At 54.4% G+C, this 19,634-nt stretch carries 14 protein-coding genes, 1 tRNA gene, 1 pseudogene and 1 riboswitch; of the genes and pseudogenes, 4 read left to right on the forward strand and 12 right to left on the reverse strand.

The genetic code is table 11. From position 1 onward, the window contains the following. Positions 1-114: 114 nt before the first annotated feature. The 7 genes and pseudogenes from ACKPCT_RS13545 to thiM form a co-directional block, all read right to left on the reverse strand. Positions 115-882: a GGDEF domain-containing protein gene (locus tag ACKPCT_RS13545; protein ID WP_090070183.1), complete on the reverse strand. Its 768-nt coding sequence runs from the start codon at positions 880-882 to the stop codon at positions 115-117. 362 nt (positions 883-1,244) lie between these two features. After that, entirely contained in the window at positions 1,245-1,964 is a 720-nt protein-coding gene (locus ACKPCT_RS13550; protein ID WP_319567150.1) for an ABC transporter permease, read from the reverse strand. Positions 1,965-2,254: 290 nt separating this feature from the next. Further along, a pseudogene (locus ACKPCT_RS13555) lies at positions 2,255-2,752 on the reverse strand (ATP-binding cassette domain-containing protein); the annotation flags it as partial. Continuing rightward, on the reverse strand, positions 2,721-3,659 hold the full coding sequence (locus ACKPCT_RS13560; protein ID WP_319569423.1) for an ABC transporter substrate-binding protein: 939 nt from the start codon (positions 3,657-3,659) through the stop codon (positions 2,721-2,723). The pseudogene ACKPCT_RS13555 and the gene ACKPCT_RS13560, both read right to left, overlap by 32 nt. Before the next feature lie 18 nt (positions 3,660-3,677). Further along, entirely contained in the window at positions 3,678-4,475 is a 798-nt protein-coding gene (gene thiD, locus ACKPCT_RS13565; RefSeq protein WP_090070171.1) for a bifunctional hydroxymethylpyrimidine kinase/phosphomethylpyrimidine kinase, read from the reverse strand. Then, a complete protein-coding gene (thiE, locus tag ACKPCT_RS13570) occupies positions 4,472-5,086 on the reverse strand; it encodes a thiamine phosphate synthase (RefSeq protein WP_319567152.1) in 615 nt (204 codons plus the stop codon). The genes thiD and thiE overlap by 4 nt, the downstream gene beginning before the upstream one ends. Beyond that, complete coding sequence (thiM, locus tag ACKPCT_RS13575) at positions 5,083-5,871, reverse strand: hydroxyethylthiazole kinase (RefSeq protein WP_090070168.1); 789 nt, start codon at positions 5,869-5,871, stop codon at positions 5,083-5,085. Before thiM ends, thiE begins: the two co-directional genes overlap by 4 nt. A 64-nt stretch (positions 5,872-5,935) precedes the next feature. Further along, a riboswitch (TPP riboswitch) is annotated at positions 5,936-6,030 on the reverse strand. Positions 6,031-6,414: 384 nt separating this feature from the next. On the opposite strand from thiM, the gene ACKPCT_RS13580 reads away from it, so the two are divergent. Next, the gene (locus ACKPCT_RS13580; protein ID WP_319567153.1) at positions 6,415-7,590 is read left to right on the forward strand and encodes a hypothetical protein; all 1,176 of its coding nucleotides are present in this window, start codon (positions 6,415-6,417) and stop codon (positions 7,588-7,590) included. Positions 7,591-7,683: 93 nt separating this feature from the next. After that, positions 7,684-9,405 (forward strand): tetratricopeptide repeat protein, encoded by a 1,722-nt coding sequence (locus ACKPCT_RS13585; protein WP_319567154.1) that lies wholly within the window; start codon positions 7,684-7,686, stop codon positions 9,403-9,405. Between the two features lie 129 nt (positions 9,406-9,534). Here the strand turns inward: ACKPCT_RS13585 and ACKPCT_RS13590 are convergent, their stop codons facing one another. From ACKPCT_RS13590 to ACKPCT_RS13600, 3 genes are all read right to left on the reverse strand, one after another. Further along, entirely contained in the window at positions 9,535-9,861 is a 327-nt protein-coding gene (locus tag ACKPCT_RS13590; protein WP_090070162.1) for a hypothetical protein, read from the reverse strand. A gap of 272 nt (positions 9,862-10,133) precedes the next feature. Beyond that, a tRNA-His gene (locus tag ACKPCT_RS13595) sits at positions 10,134-10,210 on the reverse strand. 610 nt (positions 10,211-10,820) lie between these two features. After that, on the reverse strand, positions 10,821-11,207 hold the full coding sequence (locus ACKPCT_RS13600) for a phasin family protein (RefSeq protein WP_319567155.1): 387 nt from the start codon (positions 11,205-11,207) through the stop codon (positions 10,821-10,823). 396 nt (positions 11,208-11,603) lie between these two features. Between ACKPCT_RS13600 and ACKPCT_RS13605 the strand changes: the two genes are divergently transcribed. Further along, entirely contained in the window at positions 11,604-16,106 is a 4,503-nt protein-coding gene (locus ACKPCT_RS13605; RefSeq protein WP_319567156.1) for an ATP-binding protein, read from the forward strand. A gap of 52 nt (positions 16,107-16,158) precedes the next feature. Here the strand turns inward: ACKPCT_RS13605 and ACKPCT_RS13610 are convergent, their stop codons facing one another. Next, positions 16,159-17,559: an aminotransferase-like domain-containing protein gene (locus ACKPCT_RS13610; RefSeq protein ID WP_319567157.1), complete on the reverse strand. Its 1,401-nt coding sequence runs from the start codon at positions 17,557-17,559 to the stop codon at positions 16,159-16,161. Between the two features lie 326 nt (positions 17,560-17,885). Here ACKPCT_RS13610 and ACKPCT_RS13615 point away from each other — a divergent pair, with 326 nt between their 5' ends. Then, positions 17,886-18,854 carry a threonine dehydratase gene (locus ACKPCT_RS13615; RefSeq protein ID WP_090070152.1) on the forward strand — a complete coding sequence of 323 codons (969 nt, stop codon included), beginning with the start codon at positions 17,886-17,888 and terminating at the stop codon, positions 18,852-18,854. Positions 18,855-18,982: 128 nt separating this feature from the next. Here the strand turns inward: ACKPCT_RS13615 and ACKPCT_RS13620 are convergent, their stop codons facing one another. Beyond that, positions 18,983-19,600, reverse strand: a complete 618-nt coding sequence (locus ACKPCT_RS13620; RefSeq protein ID WP_319567158.1) for an NUDIX hydrolase — start codon at positions 19,598-19,600, stop codon at positions 18,983-18,985. Positions 19,601-19,634: the final 34 nt, after the last annotated feature.

A 19,634-nucleotide genomic window follows, 5' to 3' on the forward strand; every position in this document is an offset into this window, starting at 1 on the left:
CCGCGCCGCGAGGGCTTTTGGCCCACATCCATTTTTTCTATCCGCCAGCTCTCATAGACCTTAGGTCTTTTGGGTCTGGCGGATTTTTCCTGTTTAAGAGAGGCCCGCTCAGGGTTAGGCGACCTGCTCCAGATCGTCATTGTCTGGCAGGATAACCCGGTTCTTGCCCTGCTGCTTGGCTGCATACATATGCAGATCCGCCTGACCGAACAGGGCCTGAAAATCATGAGCACTGCTGGTGAAGGCAAGCCCGATGCTCACCGATAGGTCATGGGTAACGCCTTCTCGGGGCTTAAAGGTCATCGCTTCAACGGCAGTGCGGATACATTCCGCAACCGAGCGGGCCGTTTTGAGATCTGTCGGCTGAAGAAAGACCGAGAATTCCTCGCCCCCCATGCGTGCAAGCAAGGCATCTTGCGGCGTGGCGCTAGAGATGGTTTCGGCAATCATCTTAAGGGCTTCATCCCCGACCAGATGCCCAAAGCTGTCATTGATTTGTTTGAAATTATCGACGTCGATGCACAGGATGGCCCCTTTATCGGTCCGTTCGCATTGCTCGTTGACCGCCTGCACAAAATAGCGTCGGTTCAGGAACCCGGTCATGAAATCGAAACGCGCCTGCTTTTCCAATTCTCCATTCAGCGTTTCAAGCTGGCCGTGCGCCTCTTTGAGATCAGCCAGGGCCACGTTGAGCTTACGCCTCTGGCTATCAATGAAGAAGGTAATCGGCAGACCGGCGAGAATGGGAACAAGCGCTGCGATAATCAAACCGGCGCGCGGTATATTGCCAAACATGAAATGCATCAGGATGGCGGTTGAAAGCACGGAAACCACGATCGAAGCAAGTGTAATAACGCACAGACGCAACAGACGCTTTTTCATTTCAAACAGAGTTCCCCCAAGAACTATTGCGCGCTATTTTAAGCAAATTGGTATAAAGACGTATTAACGCAAACGAACAAAACCGTCCAGAACCATAAATATTCACGATGACCCTAAACTCTGACAGTATCCGTAAGATGCGCACTCGCCGACAGGTTGCAAGATGCAAGCTTAGAAACTCAAAACCATACCTATATAGACAACTGGATAATTCATTTATAAAAACTATCGTTTTTATATTTGTTCTAAACTTCTAACCCGAGGCCGTGAATCAAAGGTTATTAAGAAGCCACATAAAATGCTGTTTTGGGGAACGCATCGGAAATGTCAGATTATGCAGCAATGAAAAGCGGGAAAGATAGCTAGGCTGATAGCCATCGACGCAGCAGGCGGTCCGCAAGGCGATGCAATAGCAATGTCATGACTACGATGACAACCAGAGCAGCGAACATCAGGGCGATGCGCGAGCGCGCATTTGCCATGAGCATCAGATAGCCCAGTCCCTTGGATGCGCCGATCCACTCTCCGATTACGGCTCCCGTGGGGGCATAGGTTATGGCAATGCGAATGCTTGCTGCGAGCTGCGGCAAAGCATGAGGAAAGCGCAACCAGATGAGTTCACGCCAGCGGCTTGCCTTGGCAATGCGCGCTATATCAAGGCTTTGTTGTGGTGTTGCAAGCATCCCATCCAGAAGGCCCGAGGCAATCGGGAAGAACACCAGCAGAATGGTCATAATGATCTTGGGCGCCAACCCGTAGCCGAACCACAGGGTCAGAATGGGAGCGAGCACAAACACGGGAATGGCCTGAGAAGCATTGAGCACCGGCCTGAGATTAAGGCGCACAATCGGCGACAGCATCATGAGTATCGCAGTGCCAACACCGAGAAGCGCTCCTATGACAAAGCCGTAGGCCACCTCTTCCAGCGTTATCAGACTGTGAGTGAGCAGTAAGGCCCGATCGGTCCATAGGGTACCAGCGACTTCGAGTGGACCGGGCAGGATAAAGGCAGGCAGCAACCCGGCAGAGACGCCCCCCTGCCAGAGTGCAATCAGCGCCAGAGGAATCATCAGCTTTCTCATTCACACATTCTCTCTCTTGCTGACATTTGTGCAGGTGAACCAATTCATGGTCAGGCGCTTTCCCTGATGTCGTCCAGAAGGCGGGCTGTTGTTGCCAGCAGAGAGGGATCAGCCAGATCATGAGGTTTGGTTCCTGCCAAGGGCTCGAGCGGCTGCAACTGGTGGTCTTCAAGACCCCAGATGGTCTGGCAAAGACGCAGGGCCTCTGCCGGATCGTGGGTGACAAGCACAACCGTGCGTCCAGCAAACTGATCGAAGGCCAGATCCTGCATGGTCGCCCGCGTGGCCGGGTCAAGCGCCGAGAAGGGTTCATCCAGCAGAATCAATTCGGCATCGCTCATCAGCGTGCGCGCAAGGGCAACCCGCTGTCTCTGTCCGCCGGAAAGGGCCGATGGCTTGCGGCTCTCCAAGCCCGAAAGCCCAACGGCGGCCAGCAGGTCGCGGGCGCGATTGCGATCCGGCTTGCGTCCTGCCAGCATTTCAATCAGCATGACATTCTGCAAAACCGAGAGGCGCGGCTGCATGAGATCGGATTGCGCCATCCAGCCGATACGCTCGGCTCCCCTTCGGGTACCTTTAAGCTCGGCTTCACAGTCGAGCCCCCCCAAAAGCCGCAAAAGTGTCGACTTGCCCGACCCGGAAGGGCCGAGCAAGGCTGTCCAGCCTGCCTGAAGCGACAGCGTGAAAGGGGCAATCAACGTTTCCCCATCCAGCAGGATCGTTCCAGACAGGCCGTAAGGATCCACTTCGGCCACACTATTCGCCGGATAGATCATGGGTGATGCCATCGAGCGGTGGAGTGGCCTCAATCATACCGATTTCATTGAGATAAGCGCCAAAGGCTTCATACCGAGCCTTGTCCAACGCCATCGGCTTGACCGAGAATTTGGGATAGGTATCAAACCATGCATCATGATTGAGCTGATCATCCAGCTCGGCCGCATAGCCTTTGAATTCTTCCCAGGTGCCTTCGGGGTCTTTGGCAATTTCTTCAGCAGCACGGGCCGTCACCTTGAGGAAGGTCTTGATCGCGCTGAAATCCGTGCGGTCGGCCGCCGTTTCATAGATAAGCTCTTCATAGACCGGTACGCCATTCTCCTCGGGGAAGAAGCATTTTCCCTTGCGCCCGACCATGGCCATCTGGTGCAGTTCGAAATTGCGGAAGGCACCGCCAACGGCGTCCACCTTGCCTGCGGCCAACGCAGACGTCAGGGCGAAATTGACATTGACCTGTTCCACCTCATCGGGCTCGACACCGTTGGTGCGCAACATGCGATGCATCAGGGCTTCCTCGATGCCGGGAACGGAAAAGCCAACACGCCCCCCCTTGAGATCGGCAAGGCTTTTAACCGGCCCATCTGCATCCACCATGATGCAGTAGAGCGGGCTATCGATCAGCGAACCAACCCGCACCACAGGCAGGCCTTCCTTATGCTGCAGATAGAGCTGGGGCTGGTAGGAGACCCCCAGATCAACTTCACCGGCTGCAGCCATCTTTGGAGGATCAGACGGATCGGCGGGGGCGATGATTTCAACATCCAGCCCGGCTTCCTTGAAATATCCCCGTTGCTTGGCAACGATGATCGGGCCGTGATCGGGGTTTACAAACCAGTCGAGCATAACCGAGAAAGGAGTACCGGCGGATGCGGGCAGAGTGAGGCCAGCGAGCATAAGGGCCGCTGCGAAGCTTTTGATCGGAAAACGAGACATGGGTTACGTCCTCAGCATGAAAAAATGATCTGTCGGTCCATGACCTGATCCGACATCGAGATTGGCGCTGCCTTCAATCGCTTTGGAGATGTAGGCTTTGGCGGCTTTGGCAGCAGCAAAACTATCCCCGGTGAGCGCGAGTTGGGTGGCCAGCGCGGAGGACAGGGAGCAGCCTGTGCCATGGGTGTTTTTGGTTTCGATCCGCGGGGCAGAAATCCATTCGCGCTGATCGGCAGACAAGAACAGATCCGGGCTGTCTTTGGCCATCAAATGACCGCCCTTGAGGTAAACCACCTTAGGTCCGAGAGCGATGAGCGCTTCTGCCTGATCCTGCATGTCATCAGCATTGCGCGCCTCCATCGTGCCCAGAAGATCCGCCGCTTCAGGCAAATTCGGCGTGATGAGCGTTGCCATGGGCACGAGAACACGTCGCACAGCGTCAACGGCTTCCTCATTGAGCAGGCGAGAGCCGCCCTTGGCGACCATCACGGGATCGAGCACGATGGGCGCGGAACAATCCTTGAGGACTTGACCAACGGCCTCGACCGCCTTGGACGTGCCCAGCATGCCGATCTTGATGGCATCGACGCGAATATCTGACAGAATGGCCTCGATCTGCGCGACGATGAAATCCGGCTCGCTCGGCACCCAGCCGCTCACCCCTTGGGTATTTTGTGCCGTCATGGCGGCGATCACCGCCATGGCATAGCCACCATTGGCCGATATGGCCTTAAGGTCAGCCTGAATGCCCGCCCCGCCCGACGGATCGGAACCGGCAATCGAGAGAATATTCGGGATCATGCGGCCTCCCAGGCGTCGACCAGTTCACGAGTTGCCGCTTCAGGGTCTGGCGCTTGCGAAATAGCTGAGACGATGGCAAGACCGGCGCAGCCTTCCGCCTTGACGCGAGGAATGTCTGCCAGTTTGACGCCACCGATGCCAACACATGGGAATGGTGCGGCGCGCGCAATCCGCCCCATGGTTTCCAGCCCGATCGGAGTGGCATGGTTTTTCTTGGAAAGCGTCGCACGAACCGGCCCGCAGCCGATATAATCGAGCGTGCCTTCAGGTAGTGCTGCCGCGATGGCCAGCTGGTCTTCATTCTCGATGGACAGCCCCAAAATCTTGTCCGGCCCCAGCGCCTTGCGCATGGCGACAGGATCACCGTCGGACTGGCCCATATGCAGGCCAGCGGCTCCGCTCTCGAGCGCCACATTGATGCGATCATTGATGATGAAGGGCACGCCATAGTCTTGAGCCAGCTTGTTAAGGCGCGTAGCCTGCGCGATCAAAACGTCATCAGGCGCAGTCTTGTCGCGCAGCTGAATGATGGACGCCCCACCCTTTAACGCAGCGAGCACGAGGGAATCGTCAGGATTGTGAGGGGTTACGAAATAGACGGAGAGATTCATGATTCCTGTATCCTTGCAGCATCGGAAAGCTGATCGGGGGTGATGGTGTAAAGCGCGTCAATGAAGGCAGTGGCAAAAGACCCCGGCGCGGAGGTGGTTTCTGCGGCGAGCTGTCCGGCGAGCCCGTAATAGGCGATGGCCGCAGTCGTGGCTTCCAGATGAGGCTTGCCCACAATGAAGGAGGCGATCACGCCATTGAGCGTGCAGCCAAGCGCGGTGACGAGTGGCATCATGGCATGGCCATTGTCCACTCGATAGGCGCGTGTACCATCGGTGATCAAATCTTGTGGGCCGGTTACGGCCACGATGCCACCGGTAGACGCGGCCAGTGCACGGGCACCGGCTTCTGCTTCGGTTACGCTGTCAGCGCTATCGGCGCCTTTGCCTTTGGTCATTTCGCCACAAACGGCGAGAATCTCAGAGGCATTGCCGCGAATGACGGAGGGTTTCAGTGCCAGAAGAGCCGAGGAGGTTTCCCGGCGAAAGGCCGTTGCGCCCGCCGCGACCGGGTCAAGCACCCAAGGGGTATCGTTTTCATTGGCGCTTTCAGCGGCAACGATCATCCCGCGCACCCAGTCAGTGGAGAGCGTGCCGATATTGATCGTCAAAGCGGACGCAAGCGCAGCGAACTCCCCTGCCTCCTCTTCTGCATGAAGCATGGCCGGTGACGCACCCGACGCGAGCAGCGCGTTGGCCATGACATTCATGGCGACATAGTTGGTGATATTCTGGATAAGCGGCGCATTGGCGCGCATATGAGAGAGATAGTGGCCCCAGTCGGTCATTCTTCGCTCCTACTGAGGCGGAAGAATTGACATCGGGTCTGAGTGGAAACCATCGGGCTCCCTTGGGACCTAAAGCGCAACTTCCTCCGCCAGTATGATCTGGTTCAGGTTCGAAGGGTTCATCTCAGCCCGGTCTCCCGGACGCCCCTGTTACACGCTCGATTTAAACGTAATTTGCGATCGATTACCAGTGGCCACCTGCACATTCCCCCTTATGCCAGCAAGAAAAACCTGCGTACCAGAGGCCCAGACACACTGCAAAAACCGGATTTTCCACCACCCATCGTATTGAAATAAAATATAAATTCATTTATGAGACGACTTACCGTTCAATAAAATCTCTCTTGTGTACAAGCCCTCTCAGGGGAGGTGAGCTATGAGCATGCACCCTTCTGATTATTTGACGAGAGTTACAGGCTCTGTGCGATTTCCGAAATAAATGTACCAAGCCACTTTCCATATCATCAAGAACAAAATAATGTTGTCTTTATACTTCGCTACTTTATAATAATTCTGTTTTTTTTAAAATATTGACGGAAATTTTTGAAAGTACTCAAGAATATTTTACGGGTAAAAAAATACTATTCACTCGTAACACTATTTATTTTTGCAAGGCAAAACACACGCATGAAGCATACCGATAAAATTCCCCTAGACGATATGCAACGCACCAAGATTCGCGTGCTCAAGCAGCTTTTGACGCAAAATCCTGATCTTGTCGAACAGTATGAGCAGGCCAAGAAAATTGTACGAGTCTTTCGACGACCCGCTTTCTATGAAATGTCGACACGCTGTAACTTGCGCTGCGAGGGATGTTATTTCTTCGACAGAGAACAGCAGAACCCACATGATGAAGAACAAGATCTTTCGGTCTGGGACAGTTTTTTCGCAGCAGAAGCAGAGCGAGGCGTCTCCATGGGCTACTTCGTGGGGGCAGAACCTTCCCTTGAGCAAGAACGCCTGAAAGTGGCCGCGCGTTACATCAGATATGGCAATGTGGGGACAAACGGAAGCGTGTTCATCTCCCGCGAGATCCCCTTCAAGATCGGTATTGCCCTGTGGGGAAGCGACGACGCTATGGACCGTCGCATGCGGGGAGCCAGCGTCTTTCGCAAGGCTCTGAAAAATTATGCCGAAGACCCGCGCGCAATTTTTTTATTTACAGTGAATGCATGGAATTTCGATCAATGTGAAACCGCAGTCCAATTATGTCAGGATGCCGGTGTTCCCATTACCTTCAATCTGTTTTCGCCAACCAAGTCTCTGCTCCACAAACTGGGCGAGGCGGCTCCCAATGACAATGAGTTTTTCAGAGTCAGCCGACCGGAGAAGAACCCATGTATCGAGGCCGAACATCTCAAGCCGATAAGGAATACCCTGGCCCGCCTGATCGATGCTTATCCGGAGACCGTCGTTTACTCCCACGCCTACAACAAATGGTCCACATCACCGGGGCCATTATACAGCATTGATGAGCGAACAGGCATCGCTGAGGATTGTCACTCACGCATCAGAGACCCTATGAACTATTATACATCGGCCCTTGAAAAGGTCGGCGTGAAATGCTGCACACATGAAATCGATTGTCAGCACTGCCGCATGTATTCCGCAGGCTGGTCAAGCAAATTCGAACCAAGCTTGAAAGACCTGCAATCCAGAAACAGTTTTTGCGACTGGATGGAAATGATCGGTGTTCTGTCTGATATATTTGTCTACTGAAATGAAGTCCCGTCTTCCCTTCCAAACGACAGTCTCGCACCAACGCGCTGTAGCTCCCGCTTTATTCCTGCACCATAACCGGAAGGAACGCCTGTGAATCCGATCATGCGTCACATGCGACGGCTGAGCGCATTTGTCTTCGACAAGGGCTCCAGACCCCTCGCCCTCTATCGGCAGGGAATCAAGGCTCTCCGGAATGGTGACCAGAAACAAACCATTGAGACATTTCGTGCCATTCTGGATGTCTGGCCGGAATTCCGACCGGCTCGCAACAGCTTGCTCCGGGCCCTTTTTGCAGAAGGAGTCATGGATGACGCCCTATCCTTGTCGCGTAAGGTGCTATCCACGCACCCTGAAGATAAACAGGCCCTGATGACACTTGGGCATGTCGCCAGTCAACTTGGCGACCACGAACAGGCTGCATCATGGTTTCTGCAGGCAACAGAGGGCCATCCGTTTTTCTCCCACGCCCGCACGGCTCTCGCATCCGAGCTATTTGCTCTTAAAAGAAATGATGAAGCTGAGGCCTTGTGCAAGGATGTTATCGGGTGGGACGCCAAGAACTATCAGGCTCTCATGACGCTTGGCTTAATCGCCCGCAGCAAGAACATCCACCGGCAAGCCCTTGAATGGCTGCGCAGAGCCAGAAAGGCTCATCCAGACGGTCTGGAAGTCCGTGTAGAAATAGCCACGTCACTCATGGACCTGAAGCGCTATGCCGGATCGGCAACCGTGTGTCGCGCGATCCTGCAAGAAGACGCCAACAATGTGCGCGCTCACGCCATACTCGCCATGATCCCGAGCAGAAAAGGCAATCACGTACTGGCGCTCAAGCGTTTCAGCAAGCTCCGGCGCACTCTACCCGCTGCCTTTGAGGCGCATATAGAAGACTATGATGAATGCAAGATGGCGCTGAGCGAAGAGATCCTCCAGAAAGTCACAGAAGCGCTTGAGCAGGGGAATGAGAAGCTCGAAGAGCGTCTGGATGCAATCTGTACCACCTATGCCCACACGGCCAGCCGCTCCATTGGAGGAAGGGACATCGGGAATGTGTTGTCATTCGTTGAAACACTAAAAGATGGGAACAACCGGCAAGATCGCAAGATCTGGTCGAACGAAAGCAAACTGTTCGTCGCAGAAACCCCTAACGCCGAAAATGTGATCCTTACGTTCCGGACAGGTATGGAGCTTCCTGTTCTTGATGCATTGCTGGCCCAGTATCCCTGCTCGCACATCCATGTCCCCGCTCAGGAAGGATTGAACTGGGGACTTTCGGGAATCAATGGCTTTTCCAATTCCTTTGACGAGTCCATTGCCTTGTTACGCCCTATCATCGATCAGCTCGGCGCAAAGCGACTCATAGTGGTGGGTTTTTCCGGCTATGGCCTGACTGCCATTCAATATGGCATTGCTCTTGAAGCAGATATTGTTGTTGGCTTCAGCGCGATCACCAATTTTGAAGTACCCACCGTTGCCAAGCTCTATACGGGTCGCAGACCGACTGCACTTGCCCACAGATTGGCCAAGACGATCGATCCGTCCCTTCTGGACGCCAAACAGGCACTCGCCAGGGCACAGAAACCGCCTGACGTGAAGCTCTTCTACGGAGCTGATAAAGAGAGAGATTTACAGTTCGCTCAACTTCTGGCCAAGCTGGATTGTGTAACCATTGAAGCATTGCCGGGCTGTCGCGTCCACCACAGCGTGTTGCACCAGATGCAAAAAGGCAAACTGCAGGCAACGCTCGAGCGAGCAATGAAGATACACCCCAGCCCATCAAGCCACTGGGGCGCGGCTCAGAGCAGCGGCACATAGAAAGGGCTTGTAATCATTTGGCTTAAGAAAACAGAAAACCCCGCCAGTAAGCGGGGTTTTCTGTTTCCGAAACTCTTGGCGCCCTAACGATCGGATGAACCACTGCGTTAAAGCGCTGAAAGCCTTTTATCAACGAAAGCGTTTTATCTCTGGCGGCTGAGATTCAATATAGCCAACGGGGCATTCATCCACGTCAGATGTTTGCACACGGAAAAGCTTGCAATCGTTATAGCTCGCATTCTCTTCGCATTGCTGACGTTGATTTTTGCTGAATACAAGCTCAAATCCACGGTTGATTCTCAAAGGATAGCTAACAAGAAGAGATCCACGATCAATGACCATTTGTTTCATGGTTTGACAGCTATATTGGGGGCTCCATACGCGTTCAGCAGCGAAAGCGGCTTGCGTGCTGAATAAGAACGCAGAGGTCAGAAGGAGTTTGCTGATTTGTTTCATTATACCTTCCTCTATTGGGTGCCAAAATTTGGCTTTAACTTACCATCTCATATCACCTGACTTAGTCATATTCACTAAGAGATCCCTGATTTACCCCTTAAAAAATGTTCACATTCAAGCTCAATTAAGGTATCCGAGCCCAATCCCATAAATCGAATGCCTCCGGTGAGAACCTGCATAGTGCTGTCCGGAGAACGAACAACATGAAAATCCGACACATCTAACAATGTGTTCTTTTCATTATATTTTCGGGGAGTTTTAAAGCTTACAGGTGGTACAGTCGGGTGGATTTGAACCACCGGCCTTCGGAGCCACAATCCGACGCTCTAACCAACTGAGCTACGACTGCATGGGTTCCCTGTAGTGCGCTGTTTTTTAGGGAAGCTTGGCGCAAAATGCAAGAGCAGATGTAGAGACTTCCCACAGCTTGTCAAAAAAACGTCATCAGAAGCCGTTTCACGCCCTTTTCACGCCTTTATGCGACCGTTGCTTGTGGATTCCTGTTTGAAAAGGCTCTGCATGACGGTTCAGCCAGCCCCGTTTCAGCTTCTTGGCGTGAGTCTATTGCCCCAGCCCCATGGTTCAGAGCCTAGACAGCCTCCTAAAACTCCGGGCTCTATTCATCAGGTAATCGGCCGTAAAGCTTTCAGAGGGGCGTCCCATTCTGACACAAGGCCCGCAAACCGGGATTTCGGCCAAAGTGGAGACTTAGCCCTTCCGATTCCCTCGAAAATGCGGGTGATTTTGTGCCCATGATCGGTCTTGCAAAATGCAACAGTCCTCTCAAAATTCAGTGATCAGACACTCACCAAAGCACATGGTCTGCACCAGCCCGCAAAAGCACCGACACTGATTAGCATGGCACCTATTTCACGTTTCGCGCCTCTGCCTCGAATATTTTGCAATGCACAGTTTTCCTCCCCCTCTTGGCAGCGAGTGCTCCCTGAGGGCATCAGAGCCTATTCGCTCTTGTTCTGCGGTGTCGCACCTACAGACATTCTGGTTGCCATCTCTGCCATGGCGCTTGCCATTTCGCCAAAACGCATCATCTGGGATTGCATATATTTGGTCTGTAACATCATGGCTTCTTGAACAGATGTTGCCTTCGCCAGATCATTGGCCAGCTCGAATGAGGCCTTCATGCCCTCATCAGCCGCAGAAAACGCCTTTTTGTTGGCGTCAACCAGTGCACTATTAATGGCTCTTGCCGGTTTCTCAAATCGCTCGGCAGTGTCGCTTGCAGCATCCCGAAAGCTTTCGTAGGCCTGAAAGGAGTGTGCGATGCCCCGCTCTGTCAGGGTGCGGAATTCTTCGGGGATCTCAAAGAAGCCAGAGGCTGAGCTCATGGGTCTGTCTCCTGATTTGGGGGATTGGAACAAATATTGTGCACCGCAACATATCAGCAATCTTTTCGCAACGCAACATCAGCTTATAGCCCTCTATTTAGCATGAGTTGTCCTGAGAAAGTTATCTCGGCATCCCAGAAATCCGCCTCCGTAGGCCGCCAAATCGGACATTTTTATTTGTAGAAACAACTATGCAGGAACGGGGCGATTGATTTATAATTCGTTAACGGGTCCAGCTTGGGTAGATTAACCATGCTACCTCTTTGACGGGTCGAAATGTCTCGAATTATTGGACCTCGTGGGACGAAAAATGTAATAACACTTTATTAACAAAAGCGGTTCTTCAAACCGGGTTTGAAATCCGCTCCACCCATAAAGCAAGATATTTGAGACCCCATGCCCTCATTCCAACCTGCCTCTTTGGCGAGCCCCTATCTGACGCTGTCGGCCCATCCGACCATCGGCGCCGTATTGCTGGATTCCCGCCCGGCCTGGGTATGGAATGGTGAGGGGAACCGCATTCTGTGGGCCAACGCAGCCGGATTGGCCTTCTTTGGCGAAACAAGCATGGATTCCCTGCTGGAGCGCAGTTTTGGCGATGTCCATCCGGCACGCCGTCATTTGGCGCGCCTAGCCCGCAATGCGCGTCCGGATTCGCCAACACTGGATACCTTGCGATTCTTTCTCGGGCTCTCTTTTGTGACGCTTTCGTGCCTATGCAAGAAAATCAAGGTTGAGGGCGAGACGGTGCTTCTGGTGCTCTCTTCAGAGCCTTTGGACGCCATCGAAGCGCCTGATCAGACGCCGGACTGGCCAGAAAATGCCGACCCGAAGACATCCCTGCTTTCCGCCCTTTCCTGCGATGGAACCTTGCACTCAGCGCTATTGGATGATCATGGAAAGGTGATCGCCGCCTCCGATGGGTTTGTGCCCTTTGGCAACAATGCTGTTGCACTCGACAAGTTGCTCGCAAAGCTGGCTGATGATGCGCGCTATGCCGAGGGGTCTTTGCCCTTTTTCGATAGCCAGACCAGCGCAGCCGTGGCCCGTATTTCAGATGAGCCTGATATCGGCTATCTTCTCCTCGTGCACAATCCTGCCATCGCAGTCGATAATGCGCCCACTGGGTCGGACAATCCGTTTGCCGAACTGGAAGACGACAATCAGGACGAAATCGAGAGAGCTCTGGCTGAAGAAGAGGCTGACATTTTTGAAGATCCTTTTGGCATCAACGAATTGTCAGAGTTGGAAGAGCGCCTCATCAAGGGACCGGACCGACTCAAGGATCGGGACTTGCAGCCCTTCCTTACCGACGAAGGCCGACCCTACTCTTCCTTGCCTTTCACAGACCCTGTCACCGGGCGGGAGCTGTCCAGAGAAGACCTGATAAAGGACGGCAAGGATCGGCCCACTTCGGAAGCATCCATCACGGTTCTTGATTCGCATCTTCGCCAAAAGCAGCAGGCCAAAGACGATAATGTCTATCGCCTACAATTTCCGCAGCGGGGCAACGGATCATCAGATCAGTCCGCGTTGAATGGCATGTCCGATGATTTTCATGCCAAAGGCGCTTACCATTTCGTTTGGGAGAGCGATGAAACAGGCCGCTTCAAGTTTGTCTCGGAAGAATTGGCAAACGGTGTCGGCCCTAGAAACGCCGATATTGGCGGTTTGACTTGGAGTGACGTAGCCGCCCGCTTCGAAATGGATGAAGACGGGGCTGTCGCAAGTGGCTTTGACTCCCGCGATACATGGGCGAGCCTTGATGTCTGGTGGCCGGTTGCGGACAAACCCTACCGCATCGCAGTGGAACTGACCGGGCTTCCTATTTATGGCCACCTGCATGGTTTTCAGGGCTTTCGGGGATTCGGGCTGTGCAAGCCGGATGAGCGACAGGATATGCCCGGCTCACTAGCCCATCAGGGTGCACTTGACGCAGACCAGACTAAGCCAGAAGACCAGACGCAAGACACAGAGCAAGAGCGGAGCGAAAGCCACGGGCTTCAGCTTCAGATTGCACAAATTGAAGAGCTAATATCTGCAGACCTACTCAAAGCGGCGCAAAATGCCGTAGCATCCACGACAGAACTGATTTCGCCAGAAACCGCAGGGGACAGGGGACAGTCTCCTCAGGACACTGACGAAACGAGCGGGGTAATCGCCGTGTGTGACGATAGCAAGAAGGGAACGGAAGACCAGAGCTACGAAAATAACAATAACAACCAGAGCGAGCCTGAGAACCCATCTGTTGAGGCATCTCAACCGAATGAAGACACAGAAACCATTGCGCATAAACAGACTTTCGAGCTTGTGGGCTCGCTGCTCAGCGGCAATCCGGACGGAGTGAAGGAAACGACGCAGGATGCATCCATCAAGGAAGAAACTGCGCGTGAAGCCAAACTGAGTGCAGGCGAGGAGCATGCCTTTCAGGAGATCGCCGAGGCCTTGTCTGACGAAAGCTTCGAAAGCCGTTTGCCTGCGGAAGATCTCGATGACGATTACGAGGAATTTGAAGCCTTTGGCGAAGATGAGCTGGAGGATGAAGAGGATGGCACTACGCCTGACGCCTTGCCACAAGCCTCCATTTTTCCTACCGACGAGATTGTGCAGCAAATTGCTAGTGAGGTAGAGAAAGCCGACACGACAGCTTTAGCGTCCGAAACGCCTGACGAAACCTCTGGCGAAACCTCTGGCGAAGCTTCTGACAAGGCCATGGACAAACCCGCCCGTCCGACCATCACGCGACGGCCTCTTGCTGCTCTCATCAAGAAGCGCCTAAAGAATGAAGAAGAACCTGCTCTGCCATGGCGTTCATCAGAAGGCTCACTGGGTGACTTGCTGGCTGCGCGAGAACGCAAGGATGATGCTCACAAGTCAGCCACCAGCAAAGCTTTGCTTGATATTTTCTCTATCGATCCAAAGCTGAAATCCTTGCATGAGCAGGCCGGTCTTGCGCAGCAGCCCTCTCAAGGGGATACTTTGGCCGAGCCTCTCAAGGAAGCCGACGTGACGAGTGACGGCGAAGCATTCGCCTCAGAGCAGGACGCAAGCCTTGAGCAGTCTAAGCCAGAGGATAGTCTCACACCAGATGCTGCCAAGCAGTTGGACGCTTCGCAGGAGGATATATCGCAAGCCTGGGTAGAAGATGGTTCTCAGGATGTTGACAATGCTCTGCAGGATGACCCTTTCGAGGAGCCTGTGGTATCGTCGAGCCACTTTGTCATTTCTGCGTCTGGCGATGACGAGGATAGCCTGCCCGAGCCCCCTGCTCTTCCGTCTCTGGGAGATGACATCCCTGAAGACGGAGAGACTCCATCCGAGAGTTCTGCTGATTTGACAGCGGCAACCGTTGCCGGCGTGGCTGCCCTCAGCATTGGAACCCTCTGGGACAAGGGGGATAAATCTTCCCCGCTCATCGATATGCTGAACAAGTTGCCCACGGCAATCATTGTGTCTGCGCAGGGAACAGTTCTTTTTGCGTCGAAAACCGCGCTCACGCTTCTTGGTTATGAAAGCCCTGAAGCCTTGCAGGCGATGGGGGGCATGGAAGGGCTCTTTTCAGGTCGTCCCGGAGATTGGCTGACCAAGACCAATGGCCGCACAACCTTGCGCACCGAAGATGGCAGCCCGATTTCCGTTGAGGCCAATATCTCGTCCATCAATTGGGGCGAGCAGCCCGCTGCCATGCTCTGCTTTGAAGAGACACCGGCAACACCGCCTTCTGTTGGTGTCTCTGAGGAAGACGAGAAGATCGCCGAGCTGGAAGCCATTCTCGATACGGCAACAGACGGAGTTCTGGTGCTGGACCGCGATGGCTGCATCCTGCGGATGAACCATTCCGCCGAGGCGCTGTTTGAAGTGGATCGTCACAAGGTGGCCGGTGAGCGCTTCGTCTCGCTGTTGGCCGACGAGAGCCACAAAGACGCCTTGGCCTATCTGGAACGGCTGCGCAACAGCGGCCTTGCCAGCCTGCTCAATGGCGGGCAGGAAGTCATCGGGCAATTGCGCTCGGGCGGTCTCATTCCGCTGGTGATGACGATGGGGCGCGTTTCCATTCCAGGAACGAACCGTTTCTGCGCCGTGCTGCGTGATGTTACCGACTGGAAGCGCACGCAGGAAGAGCTGCTGACCCAGAAGCTGCGCGCAGAAGATGCCAGCAAGAAGAAGTCAGAGTTTCTGGCCAAGGTCAGTCACGAAATTCGCACCCCACTCAACGCGATCATCGGCTTTTCCGAAGTGATGATGGAAGAGCGGTTCGGCTCTATTGGACAGGAGCGCTACAAGGACTATCTCAAGGATATCAAGCTTTCAGGCACCCACATCATGAGCTTGCTGAATGATCTTCTGGACCTCTCTAAGGTCGAGGCCGGTAAGATGGATCTGCAGTTTGAGGCAGTCGGGCTCAATGGCCTTGTCGCCGAATGCGTCGGCATCATGCAGCCACAGGCCAATCGTAGCCAGATCATTATTCGCACATCCACGGCATCCAGACTGCCCGATGTGGTGGCTGATTGCCGCTCGCTGCGCCAGATCATTCTCAATGTGCTTTCCAATGCGGTGAAATTCAACCATGCCGGTGGGCAGGTCATTGTTTCCACGACAGAGCAGGAAAATGGCGACGTGGTGCTACGCATTCGCGACACCGGCATCGGAATGAGCAAAGAGGAAATGAAACGGGCGCTCGAACCGTTCCGGCAGATTTCTTCGACAACCCGCACTGCCGCTGAAGGCACAGGTCTTGGCTTGCCGCTAACCAAGGCACTGACCGAAGCAAACCGGGCCCGTTTGAGCATCTCAAGCGAGAGTGATCATGGCACGTTGGTGGAAATCACTTTCCCTGAAGAGCGTGTGGTGGAGCCAGAGCCGGAAAATCCAGTGGAAGCGGAACCAGCCAGTTAGGCAAGCCCGCCCCGGTTTGCTCGTCCTGCTCCTTGTCCACGAAGAGGCTGGGCTACTCCCAAACCTGCAACAGGCGCTTGCAGGCTTCCGTCAGATCTGCGCGATCGCGCGGGGCTGTAACGCATATGCGGACACCGTCTGACAACATGCGTCCGGCACAAAAGGTGGATGCTGGCACCAGATCCACCCCGGCAGCTCGCGCCAGCGAAGCGAGCTGTTCACCGGTTTTGTTGCTATAGGGGCTTCCTTCTGCTGTTGAAATCCAGAGATGCGGCGCTGCGGGGTCTCGCCCCAGTGCGGGCAGGTTAAGGCGTCGACGGACGAGTGACTGGCGGGCACGCGCTTCCTGCCGTTGCCAATCCATATGCTGCTGTACAGCGCCACTTTCGATCCAGTCGCACGCAAGTTCAAGCATGACCGGCGCAGTCATCCAGCTTGTCACATGCACCAGTTCGTCGGCGGCGAAATTGAGATTGAGCGCCTTGGATCTAGCCTCATCAAAGGTCACGACGATATAGCCAAAGCGCAGCCCCGGCGCGACGAGTTTGGAGAGGCCACCGACCAGTATCGACCGCCCGGCCAGCTGAAGGCTGAGCGGGGGCTGGTTGGAAAAACCGCCATAGACATCCTCTTCAATCACCAGCAGATCAAGCTTTTCGGCCATTTCGACAATATCGGCGCGGCGCTTGCGATCCATGGTGGCCCCGGTCGGGTTTTGCAGGATCGGGCTGACCACGAGTGTCTTGGCACCACTGGCCCTGGAGGCCCTGTCCAGATCTTCGGGCAAGATGCCATGTTTGTCCATGGCCACGGGAACCAGCCGTAACCCCATTTGCTTGGCGGCAACCTTCATGCCCGGAAAGGTCAATTCCTCAACCAGCACCGGCAGATCGGGTTTGGCGATCATCTGCAAGGCAGCAAACAGCGCCGCCTGCGCTCCGGCACAAGGAAAGATGTTGCTCTGACGCGGATGGAACCCGCGCGCCCTGCACAATGTGACCACAGCATCCCGACAGCGCGCAATCAGGCTCGGCGCGTGATATTCCATGACCTCGGCCAGATCCTCTCGCTCCAGCATCGCGGAAAAGAGGCTGCGAACATCCTCATTGGAAAAGGCATGCGCGGGCTTGATGGTGGACAAGTCGATGGCATTTTCCGCATGGGGTCGATCAATGGCGTATAGCTGGGTGGCCGTATTGACGGGTAGAACATAGGTTCCGCGCCCCACTTCCCCGGCGATGAGACGCAGACGCGTGGCCTCCTTGAAGGCTTCCGTCACCGTGGAGAGGTTGACCTGAAGAGCCCATGCAAGATCACGTTGAGTTGGCAACCGTGCCCCCACAGGCAAGGCTCCACTGCGGATATCCGTCTGCATGGCATCCACGATGGCACGGTAGAGCGGACCGGTATATCCGGCCAGATCCGGACACCAACTTACCTTTTTGTCTTTCATTTTACCCTTCCGCACCGTCTTGCAAAAAGACCAGCCATTCCACCCTCGCCCTCTTTATGGATCAAACAGCGAAAAAACGGGCTCAAAAAATTGTATGGAAGGCAATAATCTTGCATCCCATACAATATAAGATTTGAACCATACAATATCCTTTGCCATGATTTTTCACAACAGAATTTTACGCAATCAGCAAACCCGCCTTCTCCCGCCCGTTCCATAGCCCCCTCTGGAAACCGGTTTGAAGGAGGGCGTCTTGGAGCCCGGTGCCCAGACCGCCAAAACCAGATGACTGCTGATCCATTTTTGATAACCGAAGGATACCTGCAATGCTTAGCTGTCTCGATTTTGAAAAAGCCGAAGAACTCATTTACAAGGTTCTCGCCCCGACCCCCTGTTACAACTGGCCCCTCTTGGCCGACGAGCTTGGCGTTGACGTCTGGATGAAGCATGAGAACCACACGCCGACTGGCGCTTTCAAGGTGCGCGGTGGTCTGGTCTATGCCAATCGCTATAAAAAGCGCTTTCCCGGTGGCGCAGGCCTCATTTCTGCTACGCGCGGCAACCATGGCCAGAGCCTTGCCTTTGCCGCACGCATTGAAGGGCTGAAGGCCACCATCATCGTTCCCAAGGGCAATTCGCCTGAGAAAAACGCCGCCATGCGCGCATTCGGGGCGACTGTTATTGAAGCGGGTGAGGATTTTGACGAAGCTGTTGCCAAGGCAAAAGCAATGGCCGCAGAAGAAGACCTCCACATGGTTCCCTCCTACCATGAAGATCTTGTTGCAGGCGTTGGCACCTATTCCTATGAAATGCTGCAGCAGAATCCGGATCTGGATACGGTCTATGTGCCAATCGGCAAGGGCTCTGGTATTTGCGGCATGATCGAAGCGCGCAATGCCTTGAACCTCAAGACCAAGATTGTTGGCGTTGTTACAGCCCGCGTCGATGGCTATGCCAAGTCCTTTGAGTCAGGCATTCTGACACCCGCCGACCGCAGCGATACCTTTGCTGATGGCCTCGCCGTGCGCGTACCTGATCCAGACTCTCTGGATATCATCATGAAGAATGCAGAGCGCATCGTGCGGGTTGAAGAAGACACCGTTGCCGACGCAATCCGGCTCATTTACCGCGCAACGCACAATATTGCCGAAGGCGCCGGTGCTGCTGCGCTGGCCGCGCTGATGAGCGAAAAAGACAAGATGGCCGGAAAGAAGGTCGGTGTGGTCCTTAGCGGCCAGAATATCGATACCGACTGGATGGCTTCCATCCTTGCCGGACAGACTCCGACGGTTTGACGCCAACTGTTTGGCCTGACCATCTGAATAGAAGATCTTCAAAGAATTTCACAAGCCTCAAAGACCAAGGGCCGACGATGATGCATCGCCGGCCTTTTCATGTCTCACCCCTGAAGCCAGACAGAGCGTTAGAAGAACAACTCGGGCTCACTCAACATCAGATGTTGGATGAGAAGGATGGTCTTGGCGTCCCTTAGATTGCCTTGCAGTACCGCTTCGCCCAGCTCGTCCAGCGCGATTTCCTCAACGACGATATCCTCTCCCTCTTCGGCCAGCCCGCCGCCTTCGCTGACGCGATCCGTGAGGCTGTAGGAAGCCAGATAGGCATAGAGGCGTTCGGTCAGCGTGCCCGGCGAAATATAGAAACTGGACACTTTCTGAAGATCGGAAATGCGAAAGCCCAGCTCTTCCTCGGCTTCGCGCAACGTCGCCTGTTCGGGCTCTTCGCCTGGATCGATCAGACCGGCAGCAACCTCGAGGATCATGGGATCCTTTTCTTTGTTATAGAGCGCACCGGCGCGCAGCTGGCGCACTAACAGGGCGACACGGCGCTCGCGATCGACGGGCAACACGCAAATCGCCTCACCATGGTCATGAATTTCCCGCGTAAGCGTTACCTTTTCGCCATCGCTCTTGGTGAAGGAGAGCGTACAGGTGGAGAGCTTGATGAAGCCATCATATTGGAGTTCGCAATTGGTGAGCTCAGCGTCCGTCTTGTCACGCCGAGGAAGGAAGCGATCCGACATTTCATGTGCCTTTATTGAATTTGGGTTGCTCTGC

The organism is Cohaesibacter marisflavi (genome assembly GCF_963665895.2).
In the GTDB taxonomy this organism is placed as follows: Bacteria; Pseudomonadota; Alphaproteobacteria; order Rhizobiales; family Cohaesibacteraceae; genus Cohaesibacter; species Cohaesibacter marisflavi.

Coding starts and splice junctions, on each gene's coding strand:
- thiM (WP_090070168.1), bottom strand. CDS start 5,871: ATGACCGACTGGGGCCACTATCTCTCTCATATGCGCGCCAATGCGCCG.
- ACKPCT_RS13610 (WP_319567157.1), bottom strand. CDS start 17,559: ATGAAAGACAAAAAGGTAAGTTGGTGTCCGGATCTGGCCGGATATACC.
- ACKPCT_RS13615 (WP_090070152.1), top strand. CDS start 17,886: ATGCTTAGCTGTCTCGATTTTGAAAAAGCCGAAGAACTCATTTACAAG.
- ACKPCT_RS13545 (WP_090070183.1), bottom strand. CDS start 882: ATGAAAAAGCGTCTGTTGCGTCTGTGCGTTATTACACTTGCTTCGATC.
- ACKPCT_RS13605 (WP_319567156.1), top strand. CDS start 11,604: ATGCCCTCATTCCAACCTGCCTCTTTGGCGAGCCCCTATCTGACGCTG.
- ACKPCT_RS13550 (WP_319567150.1), bottom strand. CDS start 1,964: ATGAGAAAGCTGATGATTCCTCTGGCGCTGATTGCACTCTGGCAGGGG.
- thiD (WP_090070171.1), bottom strand. CDS start 4,475: ATGATCCCGAATATTCTCTCGATTGCCGGTTCCGATCCGTCGGGCGGG.
- ACKPCT_RS13600 (WP_319567155.1), bottom strand. CDS start 11,207: ATGAGCTCAGCCTCTGGCTTCTTTGAGATCCCCGAAGAATTCCGCACC.
- thiE (WP_319567152.1), bottom strand. CDS start 5,086: ATGAATCTCTCCGTCTATTTCGTAACCCCTCACAATCCTGACGATTCC.
- ACKPCT_RS13620 (WP_319567158.1), bottom strand. CDS start 19,600: ATGTCGGATCGCTTCCTTCCTCGGCGTGACAAGACGGACGCTGAGCTC.
- ACKPCT_RS13590 (WP_090070162.1), bottom strand. CDS start 9,861: ATGAAACAAATCAGCAAACTCCTTCTGACCTCTGCGTTCTTATTCAGC.